22 protein-coding genes are annotated in these 26,210 nt (G+C 65.6%); 5 read left to right on the forward strand and 17 right to left on the reverse strand.

Going from position 1 to position 26,210, the window contains the following annotated elements; genetic code table 11:
• Positions 1-24 precede the first annotated feature (24 nt).
• The 3 genes from ACVIHF_RS21520 to thiD all read right to left on the reverse strand — a co-directional run bounded on the left by ACVIHF_RS21520 (position 25) and on the right by thiD (position 3,039).
• Entirely contained in the window at positions 25-1,116 is a 1,092-nt protein-coding gene (locus ACVIHF_RS21520; RefSeq protein ID WP_456792477.1) for a glycosyltransferase family 4 protein, read from the reverse strand.
• A complete protein-coding gene (locus ACVIHF_RS21525) occupies positions 1,113-1,925 on the reverse strand; it encodes a UDP-2,3-diacylglucosamine diphosphatase (RefSeq protein ID WP_141340705.1) in 813 nt (270 codons plus the stop codon). Before ACVIHF_RS21525 ends, ACVIHF_RS21520 begins: the two co-directional genes overlap by 4 nt.
• Before the next feature lie 316 nt (positions 1,926-2,241).
• Positions 2,242-3,039: a bifunctional hydroxymethylpyrimidine kinase/phosphomethylpyrimidine kinase gene (gene thiD / locus ACVIHF_RS21530; RefSeq protein ID WP_456792478.1), complete on the reverse strand. Its 798-nt coding sequence runs from the start codon at positions 3,037-3,039 to the stop codon at positions 2,242-2,244.
• Positions 3,040-3,234: 195 nt separating this feature from the next.
• Here thiD and ACVIHF_RS21535 point away from each other — a divergent pair, with 195 nt between their 5' ends.
• The gene (locus ACVIHF_RS21535; protein WP_016845986.1) at positions 3,235-3,480 is read left to right on the forward strand and encodes an Lrp/AsnC ligand binding domain-containing protein; all 246 of its coding nucleotides are present in this window, start codon (positions 3,235-3,237) and stop codon (positions 3,478-3,480) included.
• 120 nt (positions 3,481-3,600) lie between these two features.
• Here the strand turns inward: ACVIHF_RS21535 and ACVIHF_RS21540 are convergent, their stop codons facing one another.
• On the reverse strand, positions 3,601-4,530 hold the full coding sequence (locus ACVIHF_RS21540) for a c-type cytochrome (protein ID WP_225644532.1): 930 nt from the start codon (positions 4,528-4,530) through the stop codon (positions 3,601-3,603).
• A gap of 165 nt (positions 4,531-4,695) precedes the next feature.
• On the opposite strand from ACVIHF_RS21540, the gene ACVIHF_RS21545 reads away from it, so the two are divergent.
• Positions 4,696-5,118, forward strand: a complete 423-nt coding sequence (locus ACVIHF_RS21545; RefSeq protein WP_057016700.1) for a CHRD domain-containing protein — start codon at positions 4,696-4,698, stop codon at positions 5,116-5,118.
• Between the two features lie 106 nt (positions 5,119-5,224).
• On the opposite strand, the gene ACVIHF_RS21550 is transcribed toward ACVIHF_RS21545, so the two are convergent.
• The 6 genes from ACVIHF_RS21550 to ACVIHF_RS21575 all read right to left on the reverse strand — a co-directional run bounded on the left by ACVIHF_RS21550 (position 5,225) and on the right by ACVIHF_RS21575 (position 13,648).
• Positions 5,225-5,671 (reverse strand): c-type cytochrome, encoded by a 447-nt coding sequence (locus tag ACVIHF_RS21550; RefSeq protein WP_141340701.1) that lies wholly within the window; start codon positions 5,669-5,671, stop codon positions 5,225-5,227.
• Positions 5,672-5,774: 103 nt separating this feature from the next.
• A complete protein-coding gene (locus tag ACVIHF_RS21555) occupies positions 5,775-8,084 on the reverse strand; it encodes a xanthine dehydrogenase family protein molybdopterin-binding subunit (protein WP_253607835.1) in 2,310 nt (769 codons plus the stop codon).
• A 128-nt stretch (positions 8,085-8,212) separates the two neighbouring features.
• Entirely contained in the window at positions 8,213-9,742 is a 1,530-nt protein-coding gene (gene murJ, locus ACVIHF_RS21560; protein ID WP_253607834.1) for a murein biosynthesis integral membrane protein MurJ, read from the reverse strand.
• A 43-nt stretch (positions 9,743-9,785) separates the two neighbouring features.
• Positions 9,786-10,937, reverse strand: a complete 1,152-nt coding sequence (locus ACVIHF_RS21565) for a DegT/DnrJ/EryC1/StrS family aminotransferase (RefSeq protein ID WP_229159036.1) — start codon at positions 10,935-10,937, stop codon at positions 9,786-9,788.
• Positions 10,938-10,967: 30 nt separating this feature from the next.
• Complete coding sequence (locus ACVIHF_RS21570) at positions 10,968-11,984, reverse strand: Gfo/Idh/MocA family protein (protein WP_229159034.1); 1,017 nt, start codon at positions 11,982-11,984, stop codon at positions 10,968-10,970.
• 251 nt (positions 11,985-12,235) lie between these two features.
• Complete coding sequence (locus ACVIHF_RS21575) at positions 12,236-13,648, reverse strand: mannose-1-phosphate guanylyltransferase/mannose-6-phosphate isomerase (protein WP_028341623.1); 1,413 nt, start codon at positions 13,646-13,648, stop codon at positions 12,236-12,238.
• 366 nt (positions 13,649-14,014) lie between these two features.
• Here ACVIHF_RS21575 and ACVIHF_RS21580 point away from each other — a divergent pair, with 366 nt between their 5' ends.
• Both ACVIHF_RS21580 and ACVIHF_RS21585 read left to right on the forward strand, forming a co-directional pair.
• On the forward strand, positions 14,015-15,001 hold the full coding sequence (locus tag ACVIHF_RS21580; protein ID WP_456792479.1) for a lysylphosphatidylglycerol synthase transmembrane domain-containing protein: 987 nt from the start codon (positions 14,015-14,017) through the stop codon (positions 14,999-15,001).
• 10 nt (positions 15,002-15,011) lie between these two features.
• Positions 15,012-16,022, forward strand: a complete 1,011-nt coding sequence (locus ACVIHF_RS21585; RefSeq protein WP_253607832.1) for an MraY family glycosyltransferase — start codon at positions 15,012-15,014, stop codon at positions 16,020-16,022.
• Positions 16,023-16,027: 5 nt separating this feature from the next.
• Here the strand turns inward: ACVIHF_RS21585 and ACVIHF_RS21590 are convergent, their stop codons facing one another.
• The 6 genes from ACVIHF_RS21590 to rfaD form a co-directional block, all read right to left on the reverse strand.
• Positions 16,028-16,969: an NAD-dependent epimerase/dehydratase family protein gene (locus ACVIHF_RS21590; protein ID WP_253607831.1), complete on the reverse strand. Its 942-nt coding sequence runs from the start codon at positions 16,967-16,969 to the stop codon at positions 16,028-16,030.
• Positions 16,966-18,180: a glycosyltransferase family 4 protein gene (locus ACVIHF_RS21595; protein ID WP_253607830.1), complete on the reverse strand. Its 1,215-nt coding sequence runs from the start codon at positions 18,178-18,180 to the stop codon at positions 16,966-16,968. Before ACVIHF_RS21595 ends, ACVIHF_RS21590 begins: the two co-directional genes overlap by 4 nt.
• Before the next feature lie 48 nt (positions 18,181-18,228).
• A complete protein-coding gene (locus tag ACVIHF_RS21600; RefSeq protein WP_028338296.1) occupies positions 18,229-20,142 on the reverse strand; it encodes a nucleoside-diphosphate sugar epimerase/dehydratase in 1,914 nt (637 codons plus the stop codon).
• Positions 20,143-20,227: 85 nt separating this feature from the next.
• Positions 20,228-21,508 (reverse strand): O-antigen ligase family protein, encoded by a 1,281-nt coding sequence (locus tag ACVIHF_RS21605; protein ID WP_253607829.1) that lies wholly within the window; start codon positions 21,506-21,508, stop codon positions 20,228-20,230.
• Positions 21,509-21,516: 8 nt separating this feature from the next.
• Positions 21,517-22,989, reverse strand: a complete 1,473-nt coding sequence (gene rfaE1, locus ACVIHF_RS21610) for a D-glycero-beta-D-manno-heptose-7-phosphate kinase (RefSeq protein ID WP_253607828.1) — start codon at positions 22,987-22,989, stop codon at positions 21,517-21,519.
• An 18-nt stretch (positions 22,990-23,007) separates the two neighbouring features.
• Positions 23,008-23,988, reverse strand: a complete 981-nt coding sequence (rfaD, locus tag ACVIHF_RS21615; protein WP_253607827.1) for an ADP-glyceromanno-heptose 6-epimerase — start codon at positions 23,986-23,988, stop codon at positions 23,008-23,010.
• A gap of 135 nt (positions 23,989-24,123) precedes the next feature.
• On the opposite strand from rfaD, the gene waaF reads away from it, so the two are divergent.
• On the forward strand, positions 24,124-25,188 hold the full coding sequence (waaF, locus tag ACVIHF_RS21620) for a lipopolysaccharide heptosyltransferase II (RefSeq protein ID WP_253607826.1): 1,065 nt from the start codon (positions 24,124-24,126) through the stop codon (positions 25,186-25,188).
• Here the strand turns inward: waaF and ACVIHF_RS21625 are convergent.
• Entirely contained in the window at positions 25,170-26,210 is a 1,041-nt protein-coding gene (locus ACVIHF_RS21625) for a glycosyltransferase family 4 protein (RefSeq protein ID WP_253609951.1), read from the reverse strand. The two genes, waaF and ACVIHF_RS21625, sit on opposite strands and share 19 nt — an antisense overlap.

Raw genomic sequence — 26,210 nt, forward strand, 5'->3', positions numbered from 1 at the left:
CAAGACGATTTAGCGTGAGTTTGTCTAGTGCGAGATCGGCTGGCTGGCCGGCAGGGCCACAAAATGGTGCTCCTCGGCACCGAATTCGAGCGCCTCCCCCTCGCCGTCCGGCGGCGCGGGGCGGACGTTCATGCAGCGATCGATGAACACCCGGGCCGACGCCTGCCAGGTGTGGAGCGCGGCAAAATCGACGCAGGCCTGCCGCGGGATGCTGAGCGCCTCCAGGCAGGCATGGCGCAGATCCTCGTCGAGCACGCCGACCGGCGCCGCGCCGATCACGTCGCGGGGACCGGTGACCGGAAAAGCGGCAACCGGCAGGCCGCTCGCCAATGCTTCAAGCAGCACCAGACCAAACGTATCGGTACGGCTCGGGAAAACGAACACATCGGCCGCGGCGTAGATCTCAGCCAATTCTTCCCCATGACGAGCACCGAGGAACACGGCGTCCGGATATTTCCGCTCCAGCGCCGCCCGCGCCGGGCCGTCGCCGACCACGACCTTGGTGCCGGGCAGATCGAGATCGAGGAACGCCTCGAGGTTCTTTTCCACCGCCACCCGGCCGACGCTGAGATAGACCGGCTGCGGCAGGCAGAGATCGACGTCGCGCGGATGGAACAGCGCGGTATCGACGCCGCGCGACCACAACACCACGTTGCGGAAGCCGCGTTGACGCAACTCGGCCGCCAGCGCCGGGGTCGCCGCCATCACCGCCCGGCTCGGCCTGTGGAACCAGCGCAGCGCCCGCCACACCCAGGCTTCCGGGACGGGCGTCCGCGCCGAGACGTATTCGGGGAAGCGGGTGTGGAAGCTCGTCGTGAACGGCAGGCCGCGCTTGCGGCAGTAGCGGCGAACCGCAAGCCCGATCGGGCCCTCGGTCGCGATATGGATGCTGTCGGGCCGCGCCGCCTCGATCAGACTTGCGACCTTCGCCCGGTACGGCAGCGCCAGCCGGAGATCGCGGTAGCTCGGCATCGCGAAGGTGCGGAATTCGTCCGGCGTGAGAAAGCTCACCTCGACGCCGAGCGATTTCGCCGCCGGTGCCATCATGGTCAGCGTGCGGACAACCCCGTTGACCTGGGGATGCCACGCATCGGTCGCGACCAGGATATGCGTCATGCAGCGCGTGCCGTCACTCGCGGAACTGGCGCGATCCGGCGCACCGGGTCGGTCCAGGTGATGATCTCGAAATGGCCGTCCTCATGCTCGGCGAGCGCGGTGCAGCTCTCCACCCAGTCGCCGCAATTCATGTAGCGGATGCCGTGCTCGTCATGGATCGTCGCGTAGTGGATGTGGCCGCAGATCACGCCGTCGCAGCCGTGGCGCCGCGCCTCGCCGGCGAGCGTCGCCTCGAACGCGCCGATATAGTTCACCGCCTTCTTGACCTTCAGCTTGGCCCATTGCGACAGCGACCAGTACGGCACGCCGAACATCTTGCGGAAGAAGTTGACGAAGCGATTCATCTGGATCGCGAAATCGTAGGCCTTGTCGCCGAGATGGGCGAGCCAGCGCGCGTTCTGCACCACGAGATCGAAAATGTCGCCGTGGATCACGAGGTAGCGCTTGCCGTCGGCGCCGGTGTGAACGGTGTTCTCCACCACGTCGATGCCGCCGAAATGCGTGCCGTAATATTTGCGCAGGAACTCGTCGTGGTTGCCCGGGACGTAGATCACCTTGGCGCCCTTGCGCGCCTTGCGCAGCATCTTCTGCACGAAATCGTTATGGGTCTGCGGCCAGTACCAGTTCGACTTCAGCGCCCAGCCGTCGACGATATCACCAACGAGGTAGATCGTGTCGGCATCGTGAGCGCGGAGGAAGTCCAGCAGGCGGTCGGCTTGCGAACCGCGGGCTCCGAGATGGACATCGGAGATAAACAAAGTGCGAAAGTGCCGCTCGGGACTTTCTTCACTCAAGGAGTCACTTCCCATGCCTGTGCACCTAACAGATTCCTGTGACAAGGCGATGACGACCCCCGCGACCCAAGGCCCCACAAACAGTTAACGAGAATCAGCAGCACGCCCCTTCCCTGCGGATAACAGCAGCGTGCGACAATCTGGCGACATCGGCGGTCGAGGCTGTGTGGAAGAGGCGTTGTGTTGCCAACATATTGCGGCGGAACCTGCGCGCAGCCGAAGCAGCGAAGAACGTAGCCCGGATGCAGCGAAGCGCAATCCGGGTGTCGCATCAGCGGATGGAGCGCCCCGGATTGCGCTGCGCTACATCCGGGCTACGAGGCTACTAGCGTCAATAGTACTTGTGGAAGTGATGCACCGGTCCGTGACCGTGTCCGACGGCGAAGCGATCGGCTTCGGCGATTGCTTCGGTGATCCAGGCCTTGGCCTTGCGCACGGAGGTCTCCATGCTCTCGCCCTTCGCGAGCCCTGCTGCGATTGCCGAGGACAGCGAGCAGCCGGTGCCATGCGTATTCGCGGTCGCAATCCGCGGCGCAGCCAGCGCGATGCTGCGCTCGGCGTCGATCAGATAGTCGATGCTCTCGGCGCCGTGGCCGTGGCCGCCCTTGACCAGCACCGCGCGACATCCCATCGCCAGCAATCGCCTGCCTTGTCGCTCGACGTCGGCCTCGCTTGAGGCGACCGGCTCGTTCAAGAGCGCCGCCGCTTCCGGCAGGTTCGGCGTGATCAGCGAGGCCAGCGGAAACAGCAGGACCTTCAGCGCGTCGACCGCCTCGGCGGCAAGCAGCCGATCACCCGAGGTAGCGACCATCACCGGATCGAGCACGACATGGCGCGGCGCCCAGCGCCTCAGCCCATCGGCGATCGCAGCGATCGTGTCGGCCTGCGCCACCATGCCGATCTTGACCGCGCCGACCTCGAGGTCGGAGAACACCGCATCAATCTGGGCGGTGACGAATGACGCGGGCACCGGATGGATGCCGCTGACCCCCGTGGTGTTCTGCGCGGTCAGCGCCGTGATCGCGGAGGCGCCATAGACCCCGAGCGCGGCAAAGCTCTTGAGGTCGGCCTGGATGCCCGCCCCGCCCGAGGAGTCCGAGCCGGCAATGGTGAGCGCGACCGGCGTCATCTTGCAGCACCGGCGGTTGATACGAATGAGACCATCACGAACAAGACCATGGCCTGTCCTAGCCCGGCCGCCGATCGGCAGCAAGTTCGCCTGACTTTACCGCAAGTTGGCCTCGCCTTGACCCCTTGCCTCGCCCCCTTGCCTTGGCCGCCCGTTTTGGGCCTATAGTCGCGGAAATCCCCGGAGACGACTTTGATGGTTCCTTTCTTCGTCCAGATCAAATGCAAGCTCGGCCAGTCCTACACCGTCGCCAACGCGCTGGCGGAGGCCGAGATTGCGTCCGAGATCTATTCCACCGCGGGCAACTACGACCTCCTGGTCAAGTTCTACGTCGACCACGACACCGACATCGGCCATTTCATCAACGAGAAGGTTCAGGTGATCCCGGGCATCCAGGACACCCTCACGATCATCACCTTCAAGGCGTTCGGCGCGAAGTAGGACGCGCCCGCGAGAGCATGATGAGATTAGGTCGAGCTTGAACGGCGTCGAAAGTTCACTTCTCCCTTGGGAGAGGTGAACCGAAACCGCGGCGAGCCGATTCAACCAAACCCATCCGCTTTACGATTCCTTCTCCTTCTTGACCGGCTTCGGCGGTCCCTCGACCGGCGGCAGCGACTTGATGTACTCGGCGATCGCGTCGCGGTCGGACGACGACAGTTGCGAGGTGTTGCGGATCACGCGCACCATCGACCCACCGGCGCTATCGCCGTCCGGCATCTGGCCGCTCTCGAGAAAATAGGCGATATCCTTCACACTCCAGTCCGAGATCCCCCTCGGCGTGATGTTGGGCACCCAGCCTTCGCCCTCCGGATTCGGACCACCGGCGAAGCGCTGCGCGGTGACGATGCCGCCGAGGACGTTGCGCGGGCTGTGGCACTCGGCGCAATGGCCGAAGCTGTTGACGAGATAGGCGCCGCGGTACCAATGCGCCGAGCGGCTTGCATCCGCGATGAACGGCTTGCCGTTCATGAACAGGAATTTCCAGACCCCGACGTTGCGCCTGATGTTGAACGGAAACGGCAAATCGTGGTCGCGCACCTTGCCGGCGACCGGCGGCAAGGTCTTCAGATAGGCGAACAGGTCGCGCACATCGCTGACCTTGGCGTGCTGATAGGACGGGTACGGAAACGCCGGGAAATAGTGCGCGCCCGATGGCGAAGTGCCCTTCATGACTGCGGTGACGAAATCGGCCTCGCTCCAGCGGCCGATGCCGTCGTTCGGGTCGGGCGAGATGTTCGGCGCATAGAAGGTACCGAACGGCGAGGTGATCGCGAGCCCGCCGCCGAGCCTCGTGCGGTCGTCCTGCTTCGGCACGGCATGGCAGGAGGAACATCCCCCGGCATTGAACGTTGTGAGGCCGTTGGCCAGGTCAGGCTGATAGGCAGGCAGCGCGTCGGCGGCAACGGTCGCGGGGATCGTCAGCCACCAGAACACGCCAAAGCCGATTACGCCGGCCAGAATCGCCAGGAGGAAAATTCGTCGCAGCATTCACCGATCCGTCATTGGTCGCGTCAGTTCATGGACCAGTATGATGGCAACCAGTCGGACAAGCTCGCATCAAATTTGCCGCACCCACGATCATTTGGGGAATAAATCCGAAAAGCTGCTGTTTGAAGATTGCAACCATCCTGTGCCGTCAAAGGAGAGAGAACCATGTCGAACAAGACCTTGCTTGCCACGCTGACGCTCGGCGCCGCCATCGCCTTCGCCGGTCCGGCCTTTGCCGAGAAGTTCACGGCGAAGCTGGATAGCAAGAGCGAAGTGCCGCCGAATACCAGCACCGCCACCGGCACCGCCGACATCGACTACGATGCCGCCAGCAAGAAGCTGAGCTGGAAGCTGACCTATTCCGGCCTCTCGGGTCCGGCCACTGCCGCGCATTTCCACGGCCCCGCCGAGGCCGGCAAGAATTCCGGTGTCGCAGTCGCGATCCCGAACGCGACGTCGAGCCCGGTCGAAGGCAGCGCCACGCTGACCGACGCGCAGGCCGCCGATCTGCTCGCCGGCAAGTACTATGTCAACGTTCACACTGCGGCCAATCCGGGCGGCGAGATCCGCGGCCAGGTGACCAAATAACAAGTGACGAAGTAATCGTTCGCGACGCAACGCCAACAAGAAACGGCCGACACAAAAAAGGGCGGACGCCCTAAAGCGTCCGCCCTTTTCGTTGATGGAATGGCGATCAGCCCTTCTTGACGCGATAGGTCTCGTGGCAGCCGCCGCACTGCTTGCCGATCACGCCCAGCTCGGCCTTCAGCGTATCGACGTCCTTGATCTTGCCCTTGGCATCGGTGACGACCTTCGCGAAGCTCGCGGACTGCTGCGCGAAGCCCGCCTTGTCTTCCCAGATTTTCGGCGAAGGGGCGTAATCGCCTTCCAGCTTGACGCCTTTCATGCTCTCGGGGAACAGCGTCGGAAGCTGCTTGGCGGTATCCTCGAACTGGGCCAGCGCGGCATTGACGGTCGCCTGGTCGTAGGGCTTTTCGCCCTTGATGATCGCCGACAGCGCACCCGCATTCTTGCCATTGTCCTTCATCATGGCCTGGGTCTTCTTGACTTGATCCTGCTGTGCAACGACTGCACCGGCACCGAACGCCAGCACCGCAGCAACGACGACAATCCGCTTCATCGGCAAAACCCCTCAATTCCGCTCTGTCCCGGTCCGCGATCTGCGGCCGGCCTGGTTTGCAAAACACCGCAGGCGGAATCTTCATTCCGCCTGCGACAATTTATCAGAGATTATGGCGGCGCTGCGCCTCGCGGATCGCGATCCAGACCCGTTCCGGCGTGGCGGGCATGTCGATGTGGTCGATCTTGTACTCGCGATGCAGCCCCTCGACGATCGCGTTGACGACCGCCGGGCACGAGCCGATCGCGCCGGCCTCGCCCGCGCCCTTCACGCCCATTGGGTTGGTCGTGCAAGGCACGTTATGGGTCTCGAACACGAAGGACGGCCCGTCGGAGGCGCGCGGCAGCGCATAGTCCATGAAGGTGCCGGTGACGAGCTGACCATCGGTCGGGCTGTACACCGCCTGCTCCATCAGCGCCTGCCCGATGCCCTGCATCGCGCCGCCGTGAACCTGGCCGGCGAGCATCAGCGGATTGAGCGTGACGCCGAAATCGTCGACGATGACGTAGCTGACGATCTTGATGATGCCGGTTGAGGGGTCGATCTCGACCTCGGCGAGATGGGTGCCGTTCGGATAGGTGCCGTCGGCGCTGGCGAAGGTCGCGCTGGCATTCATCTTCGACGTATCGCCGCCCGGACGTTTGGCGAGATCGGCAAAGCTGATCGAGCGGTCTGTGCCGGCGATGCGGATGCGGCCGTCGGCGAATTCGAGGTCGCCGGCGCCGGCTTCCAGCGCCTGCGCCGCGAGCTCCTTCAGCTTGTTGCCGAGATCATGCGTCGCCCGCTGCACGCTGACGCCGCCGGACGGAATCGATGCCGAGCCGCCGGTGCCGAGGCCGGTCGCGATCTTGTCGGTATCGCCCTGCAGCACATGGACGCGCTCGGGCGGCACGCCGAACTGCTCGGCGACGATCTGCGCATAGGCGGTCTGGTGGCCCTGCCCGCTCGACTGCGTGCCGATCAGGATCGAGATGTCGCCGTTGGGATCGAGCGCCACATTGGCGGTCTCCTCGCCCATCGTGCCGCAGACCTCGACATAGCTTGCCATGCCGATGCCCCGCACCAGGCCCTCCTTCCTGGCGGCCTTGGCGCGCTTCGGAAATTCCTTCCAGTTGGCAATCTCCATCGCGCGCTTCATATGCGCGACGAAGTCGCCGGAGTCGTAGACCTTGCCGGTCGCGGTCGTGTAGGGCAGCGACTTCGGCGGAATGAAGTTCTTCCGCCGGATGGCGTCCGGCGTCATGCCGAGCTTGCGCGCAGCGGCATCGACGAGGCGCTCGATGACATAGGCGGCCTCCGGGCGGCCGGCGCCGCGATAGGCATCGACCGGCACCGTGTTGGTGAACACGGTGCGGACCCGGCAGTGGAAGGCCTGGATGTCATAGAGGCCCGGCAGCATGCCGGCGCCGCCATGCGGGATGTAGGGCGCGAAGGTCGAGAGGTAGGCGCCCATGTCGCCCATCAGGTCGACATCCATGCCGAGGAATTTGCCGTCCTCGGCGAGCGCCATCTTCGCGGTGGTGAGATTGTCGCGGCCCTGCGCGTCGCCCATGAAATGGTCGGAGCGCTCGGCCGTCCATTTGATGCTCTTCTTGAGCTTGCGCGCGGCCACCGAGATCAGCGCATATTCGCGATAGGGAAACAGCTTGGTGCCGAAGCCGCCGCCGACATCCGGGCAGATCACCCGCATGTTGTCCTTCGGCATCTTCAGGACCATGTCGCAGAGGATCTCGCGCAGGCGGTGGCTGCCCTGGCTGCCGATCGTCAGCGTCAGATGATCCTTCTTGGCGTCGTATTCCGCGACCGCGGCGCGCGTCTCCATAAAATTTGTGATGACGCGCGGATTGACGATGGTGATCTCGGCCACCGCATGCGCCTTGGCGAACGCGTCCTCGGCGGCCTTCTTATCGCCGATCGAGACGTCGAACAGCACATTGCCGGGCTTGTCCGGCCACACCTGCGGCGCGTCCTTCTTCACCGCATTGACGAGGCCGACCGCCGCCGGCAGCGGCGTCCATTTGACGTCGATCGCCTCGATCGCGTCACGGGCATGATCGACGGTGTCGGCGACCACAAAGGCCACCGCGTCGCCGACATGGCGCACCTCGTCCTTGGCGAGGATCGGATAAGGCGGTGCGGTGAACGGATCGGTTTCGAGATTGAACAGGCACGGCAGGCCGCCGAGTTCGGCGACGTCGGCGGCGGTCAGGATCAGCGCCACGCCGGGCATGCCGCGGGCCTTGCCGGCATCGATCGTGTAGGTCGCGTGCGCGTGCGGCGAGCGCAGCATCAGCGCGTGCAATGCGGGAGACGGTGCAACGTCGTCGGTGTAGCGGCCCTTGCCGCGAATCAGAGCGTCGTCCTCCTTGCGCCGCACACTTTGTCCGACGCCGAATTTGATGGGAGCTGCCATCGTCTCTCCAATTGCCTTGGTGTGTTTTGCGCATATTGGCGTGGTTGTCGCCGAAGCGCAAACCGCTTTCCGCCGCGCGCGGCGCTATCACACAGCGGCCTCCTATGCATTTGATTTGACAGGTAAAACTATACGCGGCGGAGCGCGAACAGCCAGCCGCGGCCGAACAGCATGAGGATCAGGAGGGCGTAGACGAAGACGCCGACCGCAATCAGCAGCAGCAGGATCAGTTCGTCGCGAAAGATCTGCATCGGCGCGAACCACACATAAGCGAAATGCGAGGTCAGCCACAGTGCGACCGCGAGCAGCACGCCGCACAGCGCGAAGGTGCCGAACGAGCGGATCAGCGCGCGATCGAGCGCGAGGTAGCCGCGGCGCACGGCAAACGTCAGCACCAGCAGCAGATTGACCCAGGCCCCGACCGCGGTCGCGAGCGCGAGGCCGACCTGCGCCAGCGTGCCGACCAGCGCGATCTTCAGCGCGACGTTGACCGCGACCCCGGTCAGCGCCGCTTTCACCGGCGTTGCGGTGTCCTTGCGAGCGTAGAAGGTCGCGACCGCGCTGCGGATCATCACGAAGGGAATGAGCCCCACCGCATAGGCCGCGAGCGTGGCCCCGGCGCTTGCCGCATCGGCCTTGGAGAACGCGCCGCGGGCGAACATCGCGCGCATGATCGGATCGGCGACCGTCAGGAACGCCGCCACGAACGGCACCGAGAACAGCAGCGTGAAATCGAAGGCGCGGCGCTGCGCGGCCATCGCGCCGGCGTGATCGTCGGCGCTCAGGCGCCGCGACATCTCCGGCAGCAGCACGGTGCCGATCGCGATCCCGATCACGCCGATCGGCAATTGATTGAGGCGGTCGGCATAATACAGCGCCGACAGCGCGCCGGCGGGCAGGAAGGTCGCGATGATGGTGTCGGCGAACAGCGCCACCTGGGTGCCCATCGAGCCCAGCGTCGCCGGTCCCAGCGCGCGGAAGAAGCCGCGGACGTCCTCGTCGAGCCTCAAGGGCGCGAACCGCGGCAGGCCGCCATGGCGCGCGAGGTCGCCGGCGAGCAGGAAGAATTGCAGGAAGCCCGAGATCAGGACGCCCCAGGCCGCGGCGTGGCCCGCGCTCGGGAAGAACGCCGCGAGCGCCAGCGTCATCATCATGGCGAGGTTGAGGAAGATCGGCGCCGCGGCGGCGCTGGCGAAGCGATGCATCACGTTGAGCATGCCGCCATAAAGCGTCACCAGCGTGATCAGCAGCAGATAGGGAAACGTGATCCGCGTCAGCTCGATCGCGAGCTTGCGCTGCGCCGCGTCCTCGGTGAAGCCCGGCGCGAGGATGCTCATCGCCTGCGGCATGAACGCCATCGCCACCGCCAGCAGGATCACCTGCGAGGCGAACAGCAGCGTGAAGATGCGGTCGGCGAACAGCCGCGCCGACGCTTCGCCCTTCTCGCCATGGACATGGGCATAGGCCGGCACGAAGGCGGCGTTGAAGGCGCCTTCGGCGAAGATCGCGCGGAAATGGTTGGGCAGCCGCAGCGCCACGAAGAAGGCGTCGGCAACCGGCCCGGCACCGAGGATCGCCGCGAGCATGATGTCGCGCGCGAACCCGGTGACCCGCGATAGCAGGGTATAGCCGCCGACGGTGAAGATGCGTCCAAGCATGCGCTGCTTCTAGCGCATGATTGCGGTCTGAAAAAGTTTCCTATCAGGCTGAAAGCGCGCTGCGCACAGCCGCGATGACGCGGTCCTGGGCCGCCTCGTCGAGATAGGCGTGCATCGGCAGGCTGATGACGTCGTCGGAGAGGCTTTCGCTGATCGCTAGGCCGCCGTCGGCGACCGGGAAATCACGGTAAGCGGTCTGCTGGTGCATCGACTTCGTGTAGTAGATCGCCGTCGGAATGCCTTGGGTCTTCAGCGTCGAGGCAAAGGCATCGCGGTCGGCCCCTTTCGGCAGGCGGATTGTGTATTGCGCCCACACCGAGGTGCAACCTGGCGCAAGGCGAGGCACGGTCACGATATTGCCGAGTCCGCGCGCGTAGCGCTCCGCCACTTGGTTGCGTGCCACGATCTCGTCGTCAAAAATCTTCAGCTTCTCGAGCAGGATCGCGGCCTGCATGGTATCGAGCCGCCCGGTGAGGCCGAGGCGGACATTGTCATATTTGTCCGAGCCTTGCCCGTGCACACGGATGCTGCGTAGCGCGTTCGCAAGTTCGTCGTCATTGGTAAAGATCGCGCCGCCATCGCCGAAACAGCCGAGCGGCTTTGCCGGGAAGAAACTGGTCGCGGTCGCAAGCCCGAAGGTGCCGAGCTTGCGGCCCTTGTAACTCGCGCCAAAGCCCTGGGCGGCGTCGTCGAGCACGAACAGGCCTTCGGCTTCGGCAACCGCAGCCACCGCGTCATGATCGGCGCTCTGGCCGAACAAATCCACTGGAATGACACCAACCGGCTTTAGGCCACGCGACATCGCGGTGGCGATCCCGCGCTTGAGCGAATTGATATCGATATTGAATGTCGTCTCGTCCACATCGACGAAGAGGGGTGTCGCGCCGGTGAGCGCCACCGCTTCGCCGGTCGCGCAGAACGTGAAAGACGGGCACAGCACGGCGTCACCCGGCCCGACATTCTTCGCCATCAGGACCATCAAGAGCGCGTCAGTGCCGCTGGAACAGCTCACCACATGCTTTGCGCCGCTATAGTCCGCCAGCGCCTTCTCCAGCGCGGTCACTTCCGGGCCATTGACGAATTGGCAATGGTTGAGCACGCGGGCGACTGCATCATCGACCGATTTGCCGAGCCGCTGGCGCTGCGCGGCAATGTCTATGAAGGGAACAGGCTCTGGACGCATGTGTTGGTTCATGAAGCTTTCGCGCGTGTTTTCAAGTTGCAATTAGCTGGCGATGCGGCGCGGCCCCTTGCGCATCGTCGAGGCGGCGGGCCGCGCGGGCGATTCCAGGCAGCGGATCGCGATCTCGAGGCTCGCCACGCCCTCGTCGCCGGACACCGCCGGCAGCTTGCCGCCGCGTACGGCGTCGAGGAAGGCGATCAGTTCGGCGCGCAGCGGCTCGTCATGCCCGACCGGCAGGTGACGCATCGAATAGCTGCCGTCCGGCTTGAAGCCGAAACATTCGGTGACCTGACGCGTGAGCAGATCGCCCATCACATACTTGCCGCGGGTTGCGACCGTCACGTTGCGCGCCTTGAACGGCGTCAGCCAGTTGGTGTTGATGTGGGCGAGCACGCCGGAAGCGGTGCGGAACTGCAGCAGCGCGATGTCCTCGCGCTCGGCGACGGCGCTCGAGAGCTGCGGCTGCACCTCGACGATATCGGACTCGGTGAACCAGCGGATCAGGTCGATGTCGTGCACGGCAAGATCGATCACGACGCCGACATTGGACATTCGCGGCGGGAACGGGCCGACCCGGGTGATGCCAATCGACAGGATGTCCTCGCCCGAGATCGCCTTCTTGATCGCGGCGACCGCCGGATTGAAACGCTCGACATGGCCGACCATCAGCGTGACGCCGGCCCGCTCGGCGGCCGCAACGATCTCGCGGCCCTCTTCGACCGTGGACGCGACCGGCTTCTCGACCAGGATGTGAATGTTGCGCGCGATGCAGGCGAGCGCGATCTCGTGATGCAGATGGGTGGGAGCTGCGATCGTCACCGCATCGATGCCCTCGGCGAACAGCTGATCGAGGCTTTCGAAGGCGCGGCAGCCGACCAGGTCGATGGCGCGGGTGCGATGTTCCGGCAGCGGATCGACGATGCCGATCAACAGCACCCCGGGCAGTCCGGCCAGCACGCGGGCATGGTTGCTGCCCATCACGCCGGCGCCGATCACGCCGACGCGCAATGCGCGGCCAATATCGGCCTTCGCGCCGGCTGCGGACACTTTTGCATTCATATCGTAGACCCCAAGTAACGTTCTGGCGGTTGTCCCGGCTTCTCAGGGAGCCATCCCGGCTCCGAGGGAATCAGCACCAAGGCCCCTCTGCCCGATCCGCGCCTTTGGCGCAAATCACGACCCGCTTCGTTGGCAGCCGCTATAGCACGGCGTCACAAATGTGGCGAATGCCAACGGCGAAATCCGGACACGTTTTGATTCAAAGAGTTACATCGCCCGCGACTCGATCTTGAGCGCGGGGCCCGTTCGCCTCAGGTGCGCCGATAGTCATCCTCGATGCGGATGATGTCGTCCTCGCCGAGATAGCTGCCGGTCTGCACCTCGATCAGCTCGAGCTGGATCTTGCCCGGGTTCTCCAGCCGGTGCACCGCGCCGATCGGGATGTAGATCGATTCGTTCTCGTGCACCGTCTTGATCAGCTCGTTGACGGTGACCTGCGCGGTGCCGCGCACCACGATCCAGTGCTCGGAGCGGTGATGGTGCTTCTGCAGGGACAGCCGTCCGCCCGGCTTGACGACGATACGCTTGACCTGGTGGCGATCGCCATTGTCGACCGACTGATAGGAGCCCCAGGGGCGATGCACCTTGATATGATTCTCGGTCACCTCCGGCGCCGCCACTTTCAATTTCGCGACCAGCCGCTTCAGCCCGTTGGCGTCCTTCTGGCGTGACACCAGCACGGCGTCCTGGGTCGCGACCACGACGAGATCGTCGACGCCTTCGAGCGCAACCAGCGCCCGGTCGGTCGAGACGTTGCAATTGCGGGAGTCCTCGAACACCGCAGTGCCGCGCGCAGCGTTGCCGAGGCTGTCCTTGTCCGACAGCTCCCAGACCTGACGCCACGAGCCGATGTCTGACCAGCCGCACGCCACCGGCACCACCGCGGCACGCGATGTCTTCTCCATGACCGCGTAGTCGATCGAGATCGCCTTCGCCGCGCCGAAGGCCTGCGCATCGAGCTTGACGAAGCCGAGATCGCGCGCCGCCGACGCAACCGACTGCTCCACCGAGGCGACACTGTCCGCATCGACATTGCGGTACTCGTCGAGCAGCACGCCGGCCCGGAACATGAAGTTGCCGCTGTTCCAGAGATAGCCTGCATCGATATAGCCCGCCGCCGTCGCGGCATCCGGCTTCTCGACGAATTTCGCCACCGTGCGCACCTCGCCGGCGACCGCCTCACCCGGATTGATGTAGCCGTATTCGGTGGCCGGCCGCTCCGGCTTGACGCCGAACGTCACGATGCGGCCGGCGTCCGCGGCCACCAACCCGCCGCGGCACGCGGCGACGAAGGCCGCGGTGTCCCGCACAAGATGGTCGGCGGCCAGCGCCAGCACGATCGCTTCGCTGTCGCGGCTCTGCGCGAACGCCGCACCGGCCGCGATCGCCGGCCCCGAGTCGCGACGCATCGGCTCCAGCAGCACGTCGGCCTCGCGGCCGATCTCGGCCAGTTGCTCCAGCACCATGAAGCGATAGGCCTCGTTGGTGATCACGATCGGACGCTCGAAGAGGCCGGCGTCGGAAACCCGCAGCAGCGTCTCCTGGAAGGTCGAGCGGGCCCCGAACAGCGACAGGAACTGTTTCGGATGCACCTCGCGTGACGCCGGCCACAATCGCGTGCCTGCGCCGCCGCACATGATCAGGGGAATAATTCGTCGATCCATCGATGCCTCAAATCCTGTCGTGCAAGTCCTGTCGTGCAAGTCCTGTCGTATCCGCCTGCGGACGACACACCAAATCGGCCCGGGCTGTCGCGGCCGGCGGCCCTGTCGCCTCGGAAGCACTATCCAAGCAGTAGCACGCGCCCCCCGCGCGTCTGGTCGGATTTTACCGGTAACGTAAACCCCCGGTGAGTGGCCGGCCGTCCCCCGTTCCGGCCTCTTTAGCCACCCCTTCGCGCCTGCCGCAATAGGGACCAGTACGGGTATTGCCAGATCGGCGCGGAAACCATACCAAGGCGGCGAATTTGGGCGCGCGAAAGCGTTTTGCGCTGTTTTTGACACATTCTGAAACCTGGCAGCCGAACGGAAATGCGCCGAATCCTGCTTTCGACCGTCAAGATCCTGATCTCGGCAGCGCTGCTCTATCTCTCGCTGCGCAAGGTCAATCTGTACGACCTTGCCTCCCGTATCCAGGTCGAGAGCCTGGGCTGGCTCGGCCTCGCGATCGCGGTCACGTTCCTGCAGATCTTCCTCGGGGTATTGCGCTGGCGGGAGATCAGCGTGGAGTGCGGAGCCCCGCTGGAGGCAGGCCAGGCCATGCGCTTCAACGTGATCGGCACCTTCTTCAACCAGACACTGCCATCCTCGATCGGCGGCGACGCGGTCCGGCTTTGGCTCGTCGCGCGCGCCGGTGCGGGCTGGCGCGCAGCCACCTATTCGATTTTCGTCGACCGCGCGATCGGGCTGATCGCCCTCGCCGTCGTCATCGCCGCCACCCTGCCCTGGAGCTATCGGCTGATTTCTGATTCCCACGGCTGGATGGCGTTGCTGCTTCTCGACCTCGCCGCACTCGCGGCCGGATTTGGCTTCCTGCTGATCGGCGTGTTGCCTTGGGTCTGGCTGAAGCAATGGTGGGCGACGCATCACATCCACGCCTGCGCGGTCATCGCGAACCGGGTGTTGTTCAGCCGCAAGCGCGGATTGAGGGTCGCAATTCTCTCGATCGCCATTCACGTCGTGACCGTCGTGATCGCCTGGTGCGTGGTGAAATCGATCACCGCGCCCGTCACCTTCGGCCAGATATTCCAATTGTTGCCGCCGGTGATGCTGATCACGATGATGCCGATCTCGATCGCAGGCTGGGGCGTACGCGAGGCCACGATGGCGCTGGCCTTCGGCTACGCCGGATTGATCGCCAATGAAGGCGTCAACATCTCGCTGTTATTCGGCGCGGTATCGTTCGTGGTTGGCGTGTTTGGCGGCCTGGTCTGGATCCTGAGCCCGGAAAAGGCCGCCAAGGGCACAGAACCGATCGAAGTCCCGGGATCGCAATCGCGAGTCCCGGGATCGCAATAGCCGGACCAGAATGAGCGCTTTCGAAATCCTCCTGTCATTGATCGCGGCGGTTCTGGCTGCGTCGATCTCGGCTGTCCTGATCCAGGCGACGCGGCCGCTGCTGCTGCGTGTGGCGCTGGCGAAGCCGAATGCGCGCTCGTCGCACCGTATTCCAACGCCGCAGGGTGCCGGCATCGCGGTCACGGCGGCGACGCTGCTGGCAGGCGGAATCGTCATCGTCCTGGCCGGATCGCAGAACCTGACGATTCCCTTCATCGTCTTCGCGGCCTGCCTGTTCATCGCGGTGGTGGGTTTTGCCGACGACATCCGCTCGCTGCCCGTCGTCCCGCGGCTGCTGCTGCAGGCCGCCGCCGTTGCGGCCGTGGTGTTTTCCGCGCCTGATGGTCTCAGGCTGGTTCCGGCCGGCCCGGTCTGGCTCGAACGCGGCCTGCTGCTGATCGCCGGCCTTTGGTTCGTGAACCTCGTCAACTTCATGGACGGGCTCGACCTGATGACCGCGGCCGAGGCCGTGCCGATCACCGTGGCGATCGCCCTGCTCGGCAGCTTCGGCTATCTCCCCGCAGCTCCCGCGCTGGTCGCGGCGGCGCTGTGCGGCGCGCTGCTCGGCTTCGCGCCGTTCAACCGACCGGTCGCAAGGATATTCCTCGGCGATGTCGGCAGCCTGCCGATCGGCCTGCTGCTCGGCTGGTGCCTGCTCGAGCTCGCCCTGCACCGGCAGTTCGCCGCCGCGCTGCTGCTGCCACTGTACTATTTGACGGATGCGACGGTCACGCTGTTTCGCCGCATGGCGCGGCGCGAGCCATTCTGGGCCGCGCATCGCTCGCACTTCTACCAGCGCGCGACCGACAACGGGTTCACGGTGTGGCGCGTCGTCGGCGAGGTGTTTGCGCTTAACGCGGCGCTGGCGCTGCTCGCATTCACCTCGGTCGCCCTCAATTCGCTCACTGCGGACATCGCGCTGCTGCTGGCCGGCGCGCTCACCGTCGCCTGGCAGCTGCGGCGGTTCTCCCGACCGCTCTGATCGCCTCAGCTGTCCGTTTGACGCAGCGCGCGCCGCAGCCCCTCGTCGAGGCTGATCGGCTGCTGCCATCCGGTGCCCGCGATCTTGGAAAGATCAAGCTCGAGCGAGGCGAACAGGCTGTCATAGGCTTCCTTGCGGCCGCTGATCCCGAGCGCCATCTTCAACAGCAGCGGCGGCAGCCAGAACAGACGCGGCGAGGTGTCCGCCGCCCGGGCCAGACGCTCGACGAATTCCCGCGTCGAGACCTGCTCGCGGTCAGCCACCAGGAACACGTCGAAATCATCTCCCGGGTGCGACAACCGGTGCAAGATGAACGACGCGAGGTTTTCCGCCGACAGGAACGCGCGGCGATTCTTCACATAAGCGAGCGGTAGCGGCAAGCCATTGAGCACCGCGCGCTTGAGCAGGGCGAAATTTCCCTTCGCACCGGCCCCGTAGATTAGCGGCGGCCTGATGACGGTCACCCTCATGCCGCTGCCCGGCACAATTTCCTTCAAGCCGACCTCGGCGGCCGCCTTCGAGTTTCCGTAGAGGCCGCGCGGCGTCAGGACATCGTCCTCGCGAAACGGAGGACGCCCGTAATTGCTGCGCCCATGCACCAGGATCGTGCTGACGAAAATGAAATCGCGAATGCCCGCAGCGACCGCGGACCGCGCCAAATGCAGCGTGCCCTCGATATTGACGTTGCGATAGAGCTCTATCGCGCGTTCGTCGGACTGCTGATGAACGCGGGCCGCAAGATGCACAACCGCCTCCACCCCGTCGAGCGCGGCGCGCCAATCGGTGGCGGGACTGAGCGAGCCGATCATCACGTCGTTTGCATCGCGCGGTGGAGTTCGCACCGCGCGTCGCACCACCCAGCCGCCGCGCGCCAGCGCGGGCACCACATGGCGGCCGACAAAGCCGCTGGCGCCCGTGACCAGAACCGTCCGGTGACCATTATTCATACCGTCCGCTCCACATCGCGATTGGATAGCAGCTCCCGGACCAGCGCAGCGTAGCTCGCGAGCGCCCGCTCGGGACTGAAGTTCCGCGCGGTCGCGACGGCGCGCTCGGCCATCGCGGCGTCCCGCGATCGCGACGCCAGGCGGATGGCTTCGGCGAGTTGATCGGGCCTTCCCGGCGTGACGACCCAGCCCAGCCGGTTTTCGCTGACGGTGAGCGCAGCCTCGGCCTCTGGCTCGGAGACGAGAATGACGGGCCGGCCGGCAGCGAGCAGATTGTAGAACCGGCTCGGCACCGACACGCCGGCGACATCCTTGCGATAGGGAATGAGCCAGACGTCTGCGCTGGAGAGCAGCGCATCCAGCTCGCTGTCCGCGACGCGGTCGACCAGCGTGACGTTGGCAAGCCGCGCGGTGGCCCGCAGCTCCTTGAGCCGCGCGAAGCCGATGCCCCACCCCGAGAGCAGAAAATGGATCTCGCCTTCGTCACGCAGCAGCCGCGCGGCCTCGAACACGATGTCCGGATCGTGGGTGAAGCCGAGATTGCCGGACAGCCCGACGACGAAGCGCGCGGCGATCGCCTTGCGAAACGGATTGTCGGGGCTCACGGGACGGTTGCCGGGCGCGAGCGTGGCCCAGTTCGGGATGAACCTGATCTTGTCCTGTGTCATTCCGCCATAGCGCAGCAGCAGCTTCTCGGCGTCGCGGCCGATCACGATGACAGCGTTCAGGGCCCGGAACATCAGCGCGTTGATCGCGCGCATCGCCCGCGCGACCAGCGAGGACGGCCGCAGCAGCCCGGCCATCACGAGCACATCGGGAAACAGGTCGTGCAGGATCAGCGCCGACTTGGCCCCCTTCAACCTTGCCGCGGCGGCAACCGCATAGGGCAGCGCGAAGGGAGCGGTCACCGTCAGCGCCACGTCGCCCCGCTTCAGGCGCGACAACAGCGCAAAAAAGATCCGGCCGGTGAACAGCGCCTCGGCCAGCGCGCGCTTGATCAGCGCCGCCTTTCCAGGCAGCCAGTTCCTGATCTCGACGACGGCGGGACGCCCGGGCGCCGGCGCCCGCGCCGAGCCCGGCATCCCGGAGACCACCATCACCTCCGACTCCTGCGCGATCCGTTCGGCGATCGCAGACATGATCGCGGCGGTCGTGCTGTGGTCCGGCGGATAGTGCTGGCTGACGACCACGACTTTTCGAGAACTACGCATCAATGGCTTTCGAAACGGTCCTGTCTCGGCGTCCGCAGAACGGCGCGGTCAGGCGGCATTCGATCCGAACTCGGGCACGGCGTCCTGAAGGACGGCGCGGATGGTCACACGGTCATCTCTCTCGATCGCATCCTCCAGCGCCGCGAGCCACTTGCGCAGCGTCGACATCGGAGGCTGGTTCGGCTTGGCCGCCATGACGCCGGCGACCCCGATCTCGAGCGTCGGCTCCTGGCTTGCGAACAGGATCTCGTTCAGCCGCTCGCCGGGGCGGATGCCGCTAAATACGATCTCGACGTCGACGCCGGGTTGCAGGCCCGACAGACGGATCATCCGCTCGGCGAGATCGACGATCTTCACCGGTTGCCCCATGTTCAGCACATAGACCGAGACGTCAGGCCGCGCCGGCGTCACGGCGTGCGTCGCCGCGGTGATCACGAGATCGCAGGCCTCGCGGATCGTCATGAAGTAGCGAACCATGTCCGGATGGGTTACCGTGATCGGTCCGCCGGCCTCGATCTGCGCCTTGAATTTCGGCACCACCGATCCGTTGGACGCCAGCACATTGCCGAACCGCACCGAGATCAGCCGCATGTGCGGCTTGCCCTTTGCCTCGGTCATCAGGTCATGGTCCAGCGCCTGGCAATACATCTCGGCGAACCGCTTGGTCAGGCCCAGCATCGACACCGGCTCGATCGCCTTGTCGGTCGAGATCATCACCATCGCGCTCGCGCCCGCGGCATGCGCGGCGTCGGCCACGTTCACCGACCCGAAGATGTTGGTCTTGACCCCTTCGCTCCAGTCGCGCTCCAGGATCGGCACATGCTTGAGCGCCGCGGCATGGAACACGATGTCGGGCTTGAACTCGCTCATCAACCGCGTGATGCGCTCGCGATCTCGGATATCGGCGATCCGGCCCTCGATCTCGGGGCCGGAGTCGCGCGCGGACAGCGCCTCGGTAACCGCATAGAGCGCCGGCTCGGAATTCTCCACGACCAGGAGGCGCGCGGCGCCGAAGGTCGCGACCCGTTCGCAGATTTCGGCACCGATCGAGCCGCCGCCGCCGGTCACGATGACCGACTTGCCCCTCACCAGCGTCTCGAGCCGCGCGTAGTCGATCTTCTGGCTTGGGCGCAGCAGCAGGTCCTCGACGGCGACGTTGGTCAGTCGCGGCGCGTCGCCGCCCTCCAGCGACGGCAGGCGACTGACCATCACGCCGAGCCGCCTGGCGCGCATCAGCACGCTTTCCGGATGCGCTTCGGGTTCGAAGGCCGACGGTGTCATGACCACGCGCTTGATCGGCCGCTGGCGGGTCTCAAAATCCCGAATCACGGCCTCGATGTCGTCGACGCCGCCGACCACGGGAATGTTGCGGATCATCTGGCCGCGGTCGGCGTCCGACGGCGAGAGCACACCGACCGGCCAGAGCCGCTTGATGGCACCATTCTCGATGCCGCGCAGCACGACTTCGGCATCGGCCGTACGTCCGACCAGCAGCGCCGGCGCGGCGTTGTCGGATCGGGCATGCAGCCGCGTGCGCGAATAACGGAAATAACGGTAGCCGAGGCGCAACGCGCTCAGCGCGAACACCTCGAGGAAGAAGAACAGGATGATCGTGACCCGGCCGAGGAACACCGGGCTTTGCGAATTCGTTCCGGTGAAGAAGTAGACGTAGTCCAGCACGACCAGTGCCAGCGTCAGCACGGATGCGACCCGCAGGATATTCACCGCGTCCGGCAGCGAGGTGAAGCGCCATTTCGCCGTGGTCAGATTGGAGAAATAGCTGACGAAAATGCTGAACAGCACGAACCAGGGCAGAATCAGCAGCAGATGCGGCAGTCGATCGGTAAGGAGGCTGCCCTCAAAACGCAGATAGAAGCTCGCCAGCAACGCAAACGTCGTCGCGAGCGCGTCATGCAGCAAAATCAGGAAGTTGCGCAGGGTAAATTGTGAAAGACGCGTCATCTAACGGACGGGTTGCCGGCAACTGGGAGTTTGCGGTGAGACATTTGGCAGGCTGATAGCGTATCTGCAGCGCCCTTGCCAGCGATCATGGACGAGCAGGAGGTTCGGGTTCCATATCGGCCCCCAATTGCCCCTTCAACGCCATGCCGCCCGCGACCCCGACACCCAGCACGTACATCCAGCCTTCGTGAAAGTCGAAGATGTGTGAATTAAACAACGAACTCGTAATATTCTGTACTACGACGAGAAGCCCGATCCAGTTGACGAGACCGTCGCCGCGGAACAGCAAGAGGTGCAGCAGCCACATCGCATACAGGATCGCCACACCCACAATGCCCCACTGCACGGCGACGTTCAACGTTTGATTGTGAGGGTTGCCGATCACTTCGCCGGAGGCCTGGGTCACACCACCCGTTGCCACGCGCTCGAATAGGCCCCGGGTCGCTCCGGTGCCATGGCCGATGACCGGGGCCTCGGCGAAGAAGCCGAGCGACTTTCGCCAGAATTCGAGCCGCAGACCGACCGAGGTCGGCTCGTTGCGCTCCATGTAGAGCTTGTAGTCGCGCTGGAATGACTCGGCCGTCCAGCGCAATTGCGGTGAGCCATACCACGCCACCACGGCTAACGCGGCGGCCGCGCAAAGGATCAGGACGATGCTGCGCCAGCGCAGATGGAGCAGCGCAAACACCGCGAACATAATCGGAACCGTCACCAATGCAGTCCGCGACACCACCACCATCGCCATGTTGGCGAACAGGCTGAGCGCGATCGCGATCAGCAACATGGCCGGCAGGAAGCGTTTGGCCCGCAGCAGCATCACGACCGGATAGGCCAGCGCGACCGCGCATAAGGTGAATTCCTGGCTCTGGTCGATGTAGTTCTTGACGAAGACTCCCTGCTCGCCAGGCGCAGGCGCCCTCAGCGCGAGGTGCGGATAGGCAAGCACCAGCCAGGACATCAGCATCAGGAGCGTGCAGGAGACGAGGAAAGCGACGAACACCCAGGTCCCGCGGGCCGAGCGCTGAAAATGATAGAGCAGGACCGGCAGCACGAGGAGCTTTGCGGTCGGCCCGACCGCGTAGAATCGCGCGCCCCAGGCCGCGTCCGACCAGAGCGTGCCGACAAGCGCGAGGCAAAACAACGCGACCGGCGCCAGGCAGATCGGCCGCTTCAGCAGCGCCCAGAACGCCTTCAGATCGACCGTCGGCGCAATCGCGATCAGCAGCACCACGCCGAAGATGCCGACCAGCGAGGTCGACCACGGCAGCGACAGCACGATCAGGACCGCGACCACATCGGTCGCGGTCTGCCAGCGCGCCGGATCGCGCCAGGCCGGACACGCCGCGGCGCCTGCCGGGGATGCCATGCTTGCGCTCATGCCTTGCCCTCACGGGCCCGCGCAACCAGCGACGTCGTGCTGTGGCCGGGCAGGATCTCGACCAGCACCACCTCGCCGCCGGCGGCTTCGACGATCTCGTGGCCGACCACCTGCTCGCGGGTATAGTCGCCGCCCTTGACCAGCACGCTCGGCCGCACCTGCGTGATCAGATTGATCGGCGTGTCCTCCTCGAAGATCGCGACGAGGTCGACGGCTTCCAGCGCCGCCAGCACCTCGGCGCGGGCGCGCTCGTCCTGCACCGGACGCCCCTCGCCCTTCAGCCGCTTCACCGAGGCGTCGCTGTTCAGCCCGACGACGAGGCGATCACAGGCGCCGCGCGCGGCGGTCAGCACCTTGACGTGGCCGGGATGCAGGATGTCGAAGCAGCCATTGGTGAAGCCGATGCGCAGATCCTGCCTGCGCCACTCCTCGAGGCATGCATCGATGTCGCCGCCGGCCGGGACGATCTTCTCCTCGGCCGCCAGCGAAGCGTGCGGCAGGATCCTTCGGCGCAATTCGGCGGACTTGACGATCGCGGTACCGGTCTTGCCGACCGCAACCGCCGCCGCCGCGCTCGCGATCCGCAGCGCGCCTTCCCAGTCGGCGCCGCCCGCCAGCGCCAGCGCCAGCGCCGCGGCAACGGTATCGCCGGCGCCGGAGACGTCGCGTACCTTGACCGGCAGCGCCGGCACATGGATCGAACCGCCGCCCCGCGTCACCAGCGTCATGCCGCGCTCGCCCTGCGTCACCAGCATCGCCTCGCAATCCGCGAGGTACATCGCATCGGGCGCGGCCTGCGCGATGCTGTCCTGGCTGTCGGCGCGGCTGCGGGTCGCCTCGGCGAATTCCTTGCGGTTCGGCGTCAGCACGGTCGCGCCGCGATAGATCGCGAGATTGGCGCTCTTGGGGTCGACGATGACGCGCTTTTGCGCCTGGCGCGCCGCGTCGATCACATTGCGGATCACCCGCGCGGTGAGCACGCCCTTGGCGTAATCCGACAGCAGCACGATGTCGGCCCGCGCAAGCCGCGGCAGGATCGCGTCGATCAGCTGCTGCTCGATGGCCGGCGCGGCCGGCGCGGCGAACTCCCAGTCGGAGCGCAGCATGTGGGTCGAGAATTGCTCGGAGACGAAGCGCACCTTGCGCGTGGTCGGACGGGCGGCGTCGCGCACCAGCACGGTCTCGATAGCGGCTTCCTTCGCCAGCGCCTCGGCCAGCACCGCGCCGGCGGCGTCCTCGCCGATCAGGCCGACGAAGATGCAGCGCCCGCCAAGCGCAGCGATGTTGCGCGCGACGTTGCCGGCGCCGCCGATATTGGTCTCGCTGCGCCTGACCGCGATCACCGGCGCCGGCGCCTCCGGCGAGATTCGCGACACCTCGCCGTAGACGAACTCGTCGAGCATGAGGTCGCCGACGCACAGCACGGTCTGGCCGGACATCGCACGCGAGATCGCTTCAAAATCGAACATCAGTCACCGTCATCCGCTCTAGCGATAGCGATCCGCGCGGTCGAGAAAGCCCTTCACATAGGCCCCGACTGCGTCTTCCAGGCGGGTGAAACCGCCATTGTATCCGGCGCGCCCGAGACGATCGACTACGCTCTGGGTGAAGTACTGGTAGCTGCCGCGAATCTGCTCGGGCATGTCGACATACTGGATGTTCGGCTCCAGCCCGAGCGCGCCATAGGCCGAGACGATCAGGTCCTTGAAGCTGCGCGCCTTGCCGGTACCGACATTGAACAGCCCGGAGACCCGCGGCGTCGCGATCAGCCACATCATCACCCGCACGACATCGTCCACATAGATGAAGTCGCGGCGCTGATCGCCGTCGGCGATGCCCTCGCGATGCGACTTGAACAGCTGCACGACGCGGCCCGCCTTGATGTCGTCGAAGCGCCGCGCCAGCACGCTCATCATCGGGCCCTTGTGATATTCATTGGGGCCGAACACGTTGAAGAATTTCAGCCCGGCCCATTGCGGCGGCAGAGGCGCGCCCTTCGCCGCGCGCTCGGCGACCGCAAGGTCGAACAGGTTCTTGCTCCAGCCGTACAGGTTCATCGGCCGCAACCGCTTCAGCGCCTCGACCGACGCGTCGTCGTCAAACCCCTGTTCGCCGTCGCCATAGGTCGCGGCCGAGGAGGCATAGATGAACGGCGTGGCATTCGCCGTGCACCAGTCGAGCAGCCGCATCGAGAGACGGAAATTGGTCTCGATCACCAGGTCGCCGTCGATTGCCGTAGTCTCGGAAATGGCGCCGAGATGGATCACGGCGGTGAGCCGCCGCCCTTTCAGCCAGTCGCCGAGCTCGGCCGGCGGAACGACATCGGCAAGCTGGCGCTTGGCCAGGTTCCGCCACTTGCCGTCCTGCCCAAGCAGATCGCAGACCGCGACGTCGCTGCGCCCGGCGTCGTTCAACGCGGCCACGACGTTCGATCCGATAAAACCGGCGCCCCCGGTTACCAGAAACATGATGAAATCCCGCCAGATTCCTTTGCAGCCGTCAGCTTTGCCCCACTCCCGCGTCGCAGGCAACGACGGCTTTACCTCTCATCGCGAACCGGTTACCGACTTGGCCGCGCCCGATCGGCCTTGGCCTATTTAGAAATGAATATTGATTCAATATCTGATATCGAAACACAGGATGCCGGGGATACCAGACCGATCCTCGTGGTGCCCTATGTTTGGATCGGCGATTTCGTGCGCGGCCACACCGTGGTCAGGGTGCTCCGCAAGCGTTGGCCGAACCGGCCGATCGACCTTCTGACGTCCAGGCTTTGCGCCCCTTTGGTCGATTATATGCCCGATGTTCGCGCCGGAATCGTATCTGACCTGCCGCGCAGCCGGCTGGCGCTGGCCCAGCAGCAGGCCCTCGCGGCCGAGCTTCGCCGACGGAACTACGCCACCGCACTGGTGCTGCCGCGGACCTGGAAGGCCGCTCTCGCGCCGGCGCTGGCGGGCATCCCGGAACGGGTCGGCTTCTTTGGCGAGGTGCGGTTCGGCCTCATCAACGCGATGCGATGGGGGGAAAAGCAGCAGCCGCGCTTCATCGACAAGAACGCGATCCTGGCGCTGCCCGACGGCGCCGCCCGCCCGCCGGAATGGCCGGTGCCGCAGCTTCGGGTTCCCGCGGACGAAATCGAACGCTGGCGGCAGGCTAACGGCCTCGGCCGCGGTCCCGCCATCGCGCTCGGCCCCGGCTCGGTCGGCGCCTCGAAACGCTGGACCTATTATCCGGAGGCCGCGCGCCTGTTCGCCGAACGCGGCTTCGACGTCTGGGTGGTCGGCGGCCCCGGCGAGAAGGCGCTGGCACAGGAGATCGCGGCCGTCGGCGGCGCGCGGGTCCGCGACCTCACCGGCAGCGATCTGCGCAACGGCATCGTTGCGATGGCCGCGGCCAGCGTCGCTGTGACCAACGACTCCGGCCTGATGCACATCGCCGCCGCAATCGGCACGCCGACCATGGGCATCTTCGGCCCGACCGATCCCTATCTCTGGGCGCCCCTCAACGGCCTCGCCGCGACGGTGCTGCAGACCAGGAGCAAGCTGTCGTGCCAGCCGTGCCAGCGCACCGTCTGCACCATGAACGACCATCGCTGCATGCGCGACATCGCACCCGAAGAGGTCGTGGAGATTGCGCAGCGCGTGCTGGCTCAGGTCAGCGCGCGGTAGACCTTGGCGATCGCGTTCGCCTCGGCATCGAGGCTGAACTTATCCACAACTCGTTGCCGCGCCCGCGCCCCCATCGCCGCGGCCGATGCCGGATCGCGCATCAAGGGCTCCAGCGCGGCCACCAGCGCGTCGGCGTCGCCGGGCGGCGTCAGCACCCCGGTGACGCCGTCCTCGACGACGAACTCGGCCGCGCCCGCGCGCGCGGCCACCAGCGCCGCGCCTGCCGACATCGCCTCGATCAGGGTCAGGCCGAAACCTTCATTGCGCGAGGTGAAGGCGTAGATCGTCAGCCGCTGATACCAGCGCATGACGTCCTCGATCGGCAGTTCGCCCGTGATGATGATGCGCGATTGCAGCCCGGCGGCCTCGATCTTCCGCTTCAGCTCGTTGGCAAAGGCGAGTTGCTCCGGCACCACGGCGCCGACAATGACGGCGGTGAAATCGGGATAGCGCGGCAGCAGCCTGCACATCGCCTCGACGAAGACGTCGCTGCCCTTCTGCGCGCGCACCCGCCCGAAGCAGCCGATCGCATAGCGCCCCGGCAATCCGCTCTCGGCGAAGGCTGCCGCGCGATCGACGGGCGGCGCATAGCGATCGGTGTCGACGCCGTGCATCACCACCGTCGCGTCGCGCTTCAGATAGAAGGCCGACAGCGGACTGGTGGCGATGATCGCATCCATGTTGCGGATCAGCCAGCGCGTCAGCCAGGTGTGATGGCGCTGCGCAGCCGAGGTGAAGATCAGCTTCAGCGGCCAGCCGAGCGCCCGCAGCGCGAGCCCGACGATCATCTCGTCGTTGCGCCGCGCGTGCCAGATCAGCGGCGATGCGCGCCGCCACAGCCGCAGGAGATCGGCGAATCCGATCGCGTCGATGCCGTCGGGCCGATGCGAGCCGAGCCAGGCTGCGCGAAGCATTTTGGCGAGCTTCGGCGCGACCATGCGGTTGGTCGCGGTGACACCCGAATAGCGTCGGTGCAGATTGGGCACGATGAGCTCGAGCTCGCCGGCAGGTGTGTTCTCGAT

The sequence above is a fragment of the Bradyrhizobium sp. USDA 4506 genome (assembly GCF_054058795.1).

Coding starts and splice junctions, on each gene's coding strand:
- ACVIHF_RS21605 (WP_253607829.1), bottom strand. CDS start 21,508: ATGGCATCCCCGGCAGGCGCCGCGGCGTGTCCGGCCTGGCGCGATCCG.
- thiD (WP_456792478.1), bottom strand. CDS start 3,039: ATGACGCCGGTCGCGCTCACCATTGCCGGCTCGGACTCCTCGGGCGGG.
- ACVIHF_RS21590 (WP_253607831.1), bottom strand. CDS start 16,969: ATGAATAATGGTCACCGGACGGTTCTGGTCACGGGCGCCAGCGGCTTT.
- ACVIHF_RS21545 (WP_057016700.1), top strand. CDS start 4,696: ATGTCGAACAAGACCTTGCTTGCCACGCTGACGCTCGGCGCCGCCATC.
- murJ (WP_253607834.1), bottom strand. CDS start 9,742: ATGCTTGGACGCATCTTCACCGTCGGCGGCTATACCCTGCTATCGCGG.
- ACVIHF_RS21575 (WP_028341623.1), bottom strand. CDS start 13,648: ATGGATCGACGAATTATTCCCCTGATCATGTGCGGCGGCGCAGGCACG.
- ACVIHF_RS21595 (WP_253607830.1), bottom strand. CDS start 18,180: ATGCGTAGTTCTCGAAAAGTCGTGGTCGTCAGCCAGCACTATCCGCCG.
- ACVIHF_RS21525 (WP_141340705.1), bottom strand. CDS start 1,925: ATGGGAAGTGACTCCTTGAGTGAAGAAAGTCCCGAGCGGCACTTTCGC.
- ACVIHF_RS21520 (WP_456792477.1), bottom strand. CDS start 1,116: ATGACGCATATCCTGGTCGCGACCGATGCGTGGCATCCCCAGGTCAAC.
- ACVIHF_RS21570 (WP_229159034.1), bottom strand. CDS start 11,984: ATGAATGCAAAAGTGTCCGCAGCCGGCGCGAAGGCCGATATTGGCCGC.
- ACVIHF_RS21550 (WP_141340701.1), bottom strand. CDS start 5,671: ATGAAGCGGATTGTCGTCGTTGCTGCGGTGCTGGCGTTCGGTGCCGGT.
- ACVIHF_RS21600 (WP_028338296.1), bottom strand. CDS start 20,142: ATGACGCGTCTTTCACAATTTACCCTGCGCAACTTCCTGATTTTGCTG.
- ACVIHF_RS21555 (WP_253607835.1), bottom strand. CDS start 8,084: ATGGCAGCTCCCATCAAATTCGGCGTCGGACAAAGTGTGCGGCGCAAG.
- ACVIHF_RS21580 (WP_456792479.1), top strand. CDS start 14,015: ATGCGCCGAATCCTGCTTTCGACCGTCAAGATCCTGATCTCGGCAGCG.
- ACVIHF_RS21540 (WP_225644532.1), bottom strand. CDS start 4,530: ATGCTGCGACGAATTTTCCTCCTGGCGATTCTGGCCGGCGTAATCGGC.
- rfaD (WP_253607827.1), bottom strand. CDS start 23,988: ATGTTTCTGGTAACCGGGGGCGCCGGTTTTATCGGATCGAACGTCGTG.
- waaF (WP_253607826.1), top strand. CDS start 24,124: ATGAATATTGATTCAATATCTGATATCGAAACACAGGATGCCGGGGAT.
- ACVIHF_RS21565 (WP_229159036.1), bottom strand. CDS start 10,937: ATGAACCAACACATGCGTCCAGAGCCTGTTCCCTTCATAGACATTGCC.
- ACVIHF_RS21585 (WP_253607832.1), top strand. CDS start 15,012: ATGAGCGCTTTCGAAATCCTCCTGTCATTGATCGCGGCGGTTCTGGCT.
- rfaE1 (WP_253607828.1), bottom strand. CDS start 22,989: ATGTTCGATTTTGAAGCGATCTCGCGTGCGATGTCCGGCCAGACCGTG.
- ACVIHF_RS21535 (WP_016845986.1), top strand. CDS start 3,235: ATGGTTCCTTTCTTCGTCCAGATCAAATGCAAGCTCGGCCAGTCCTAC.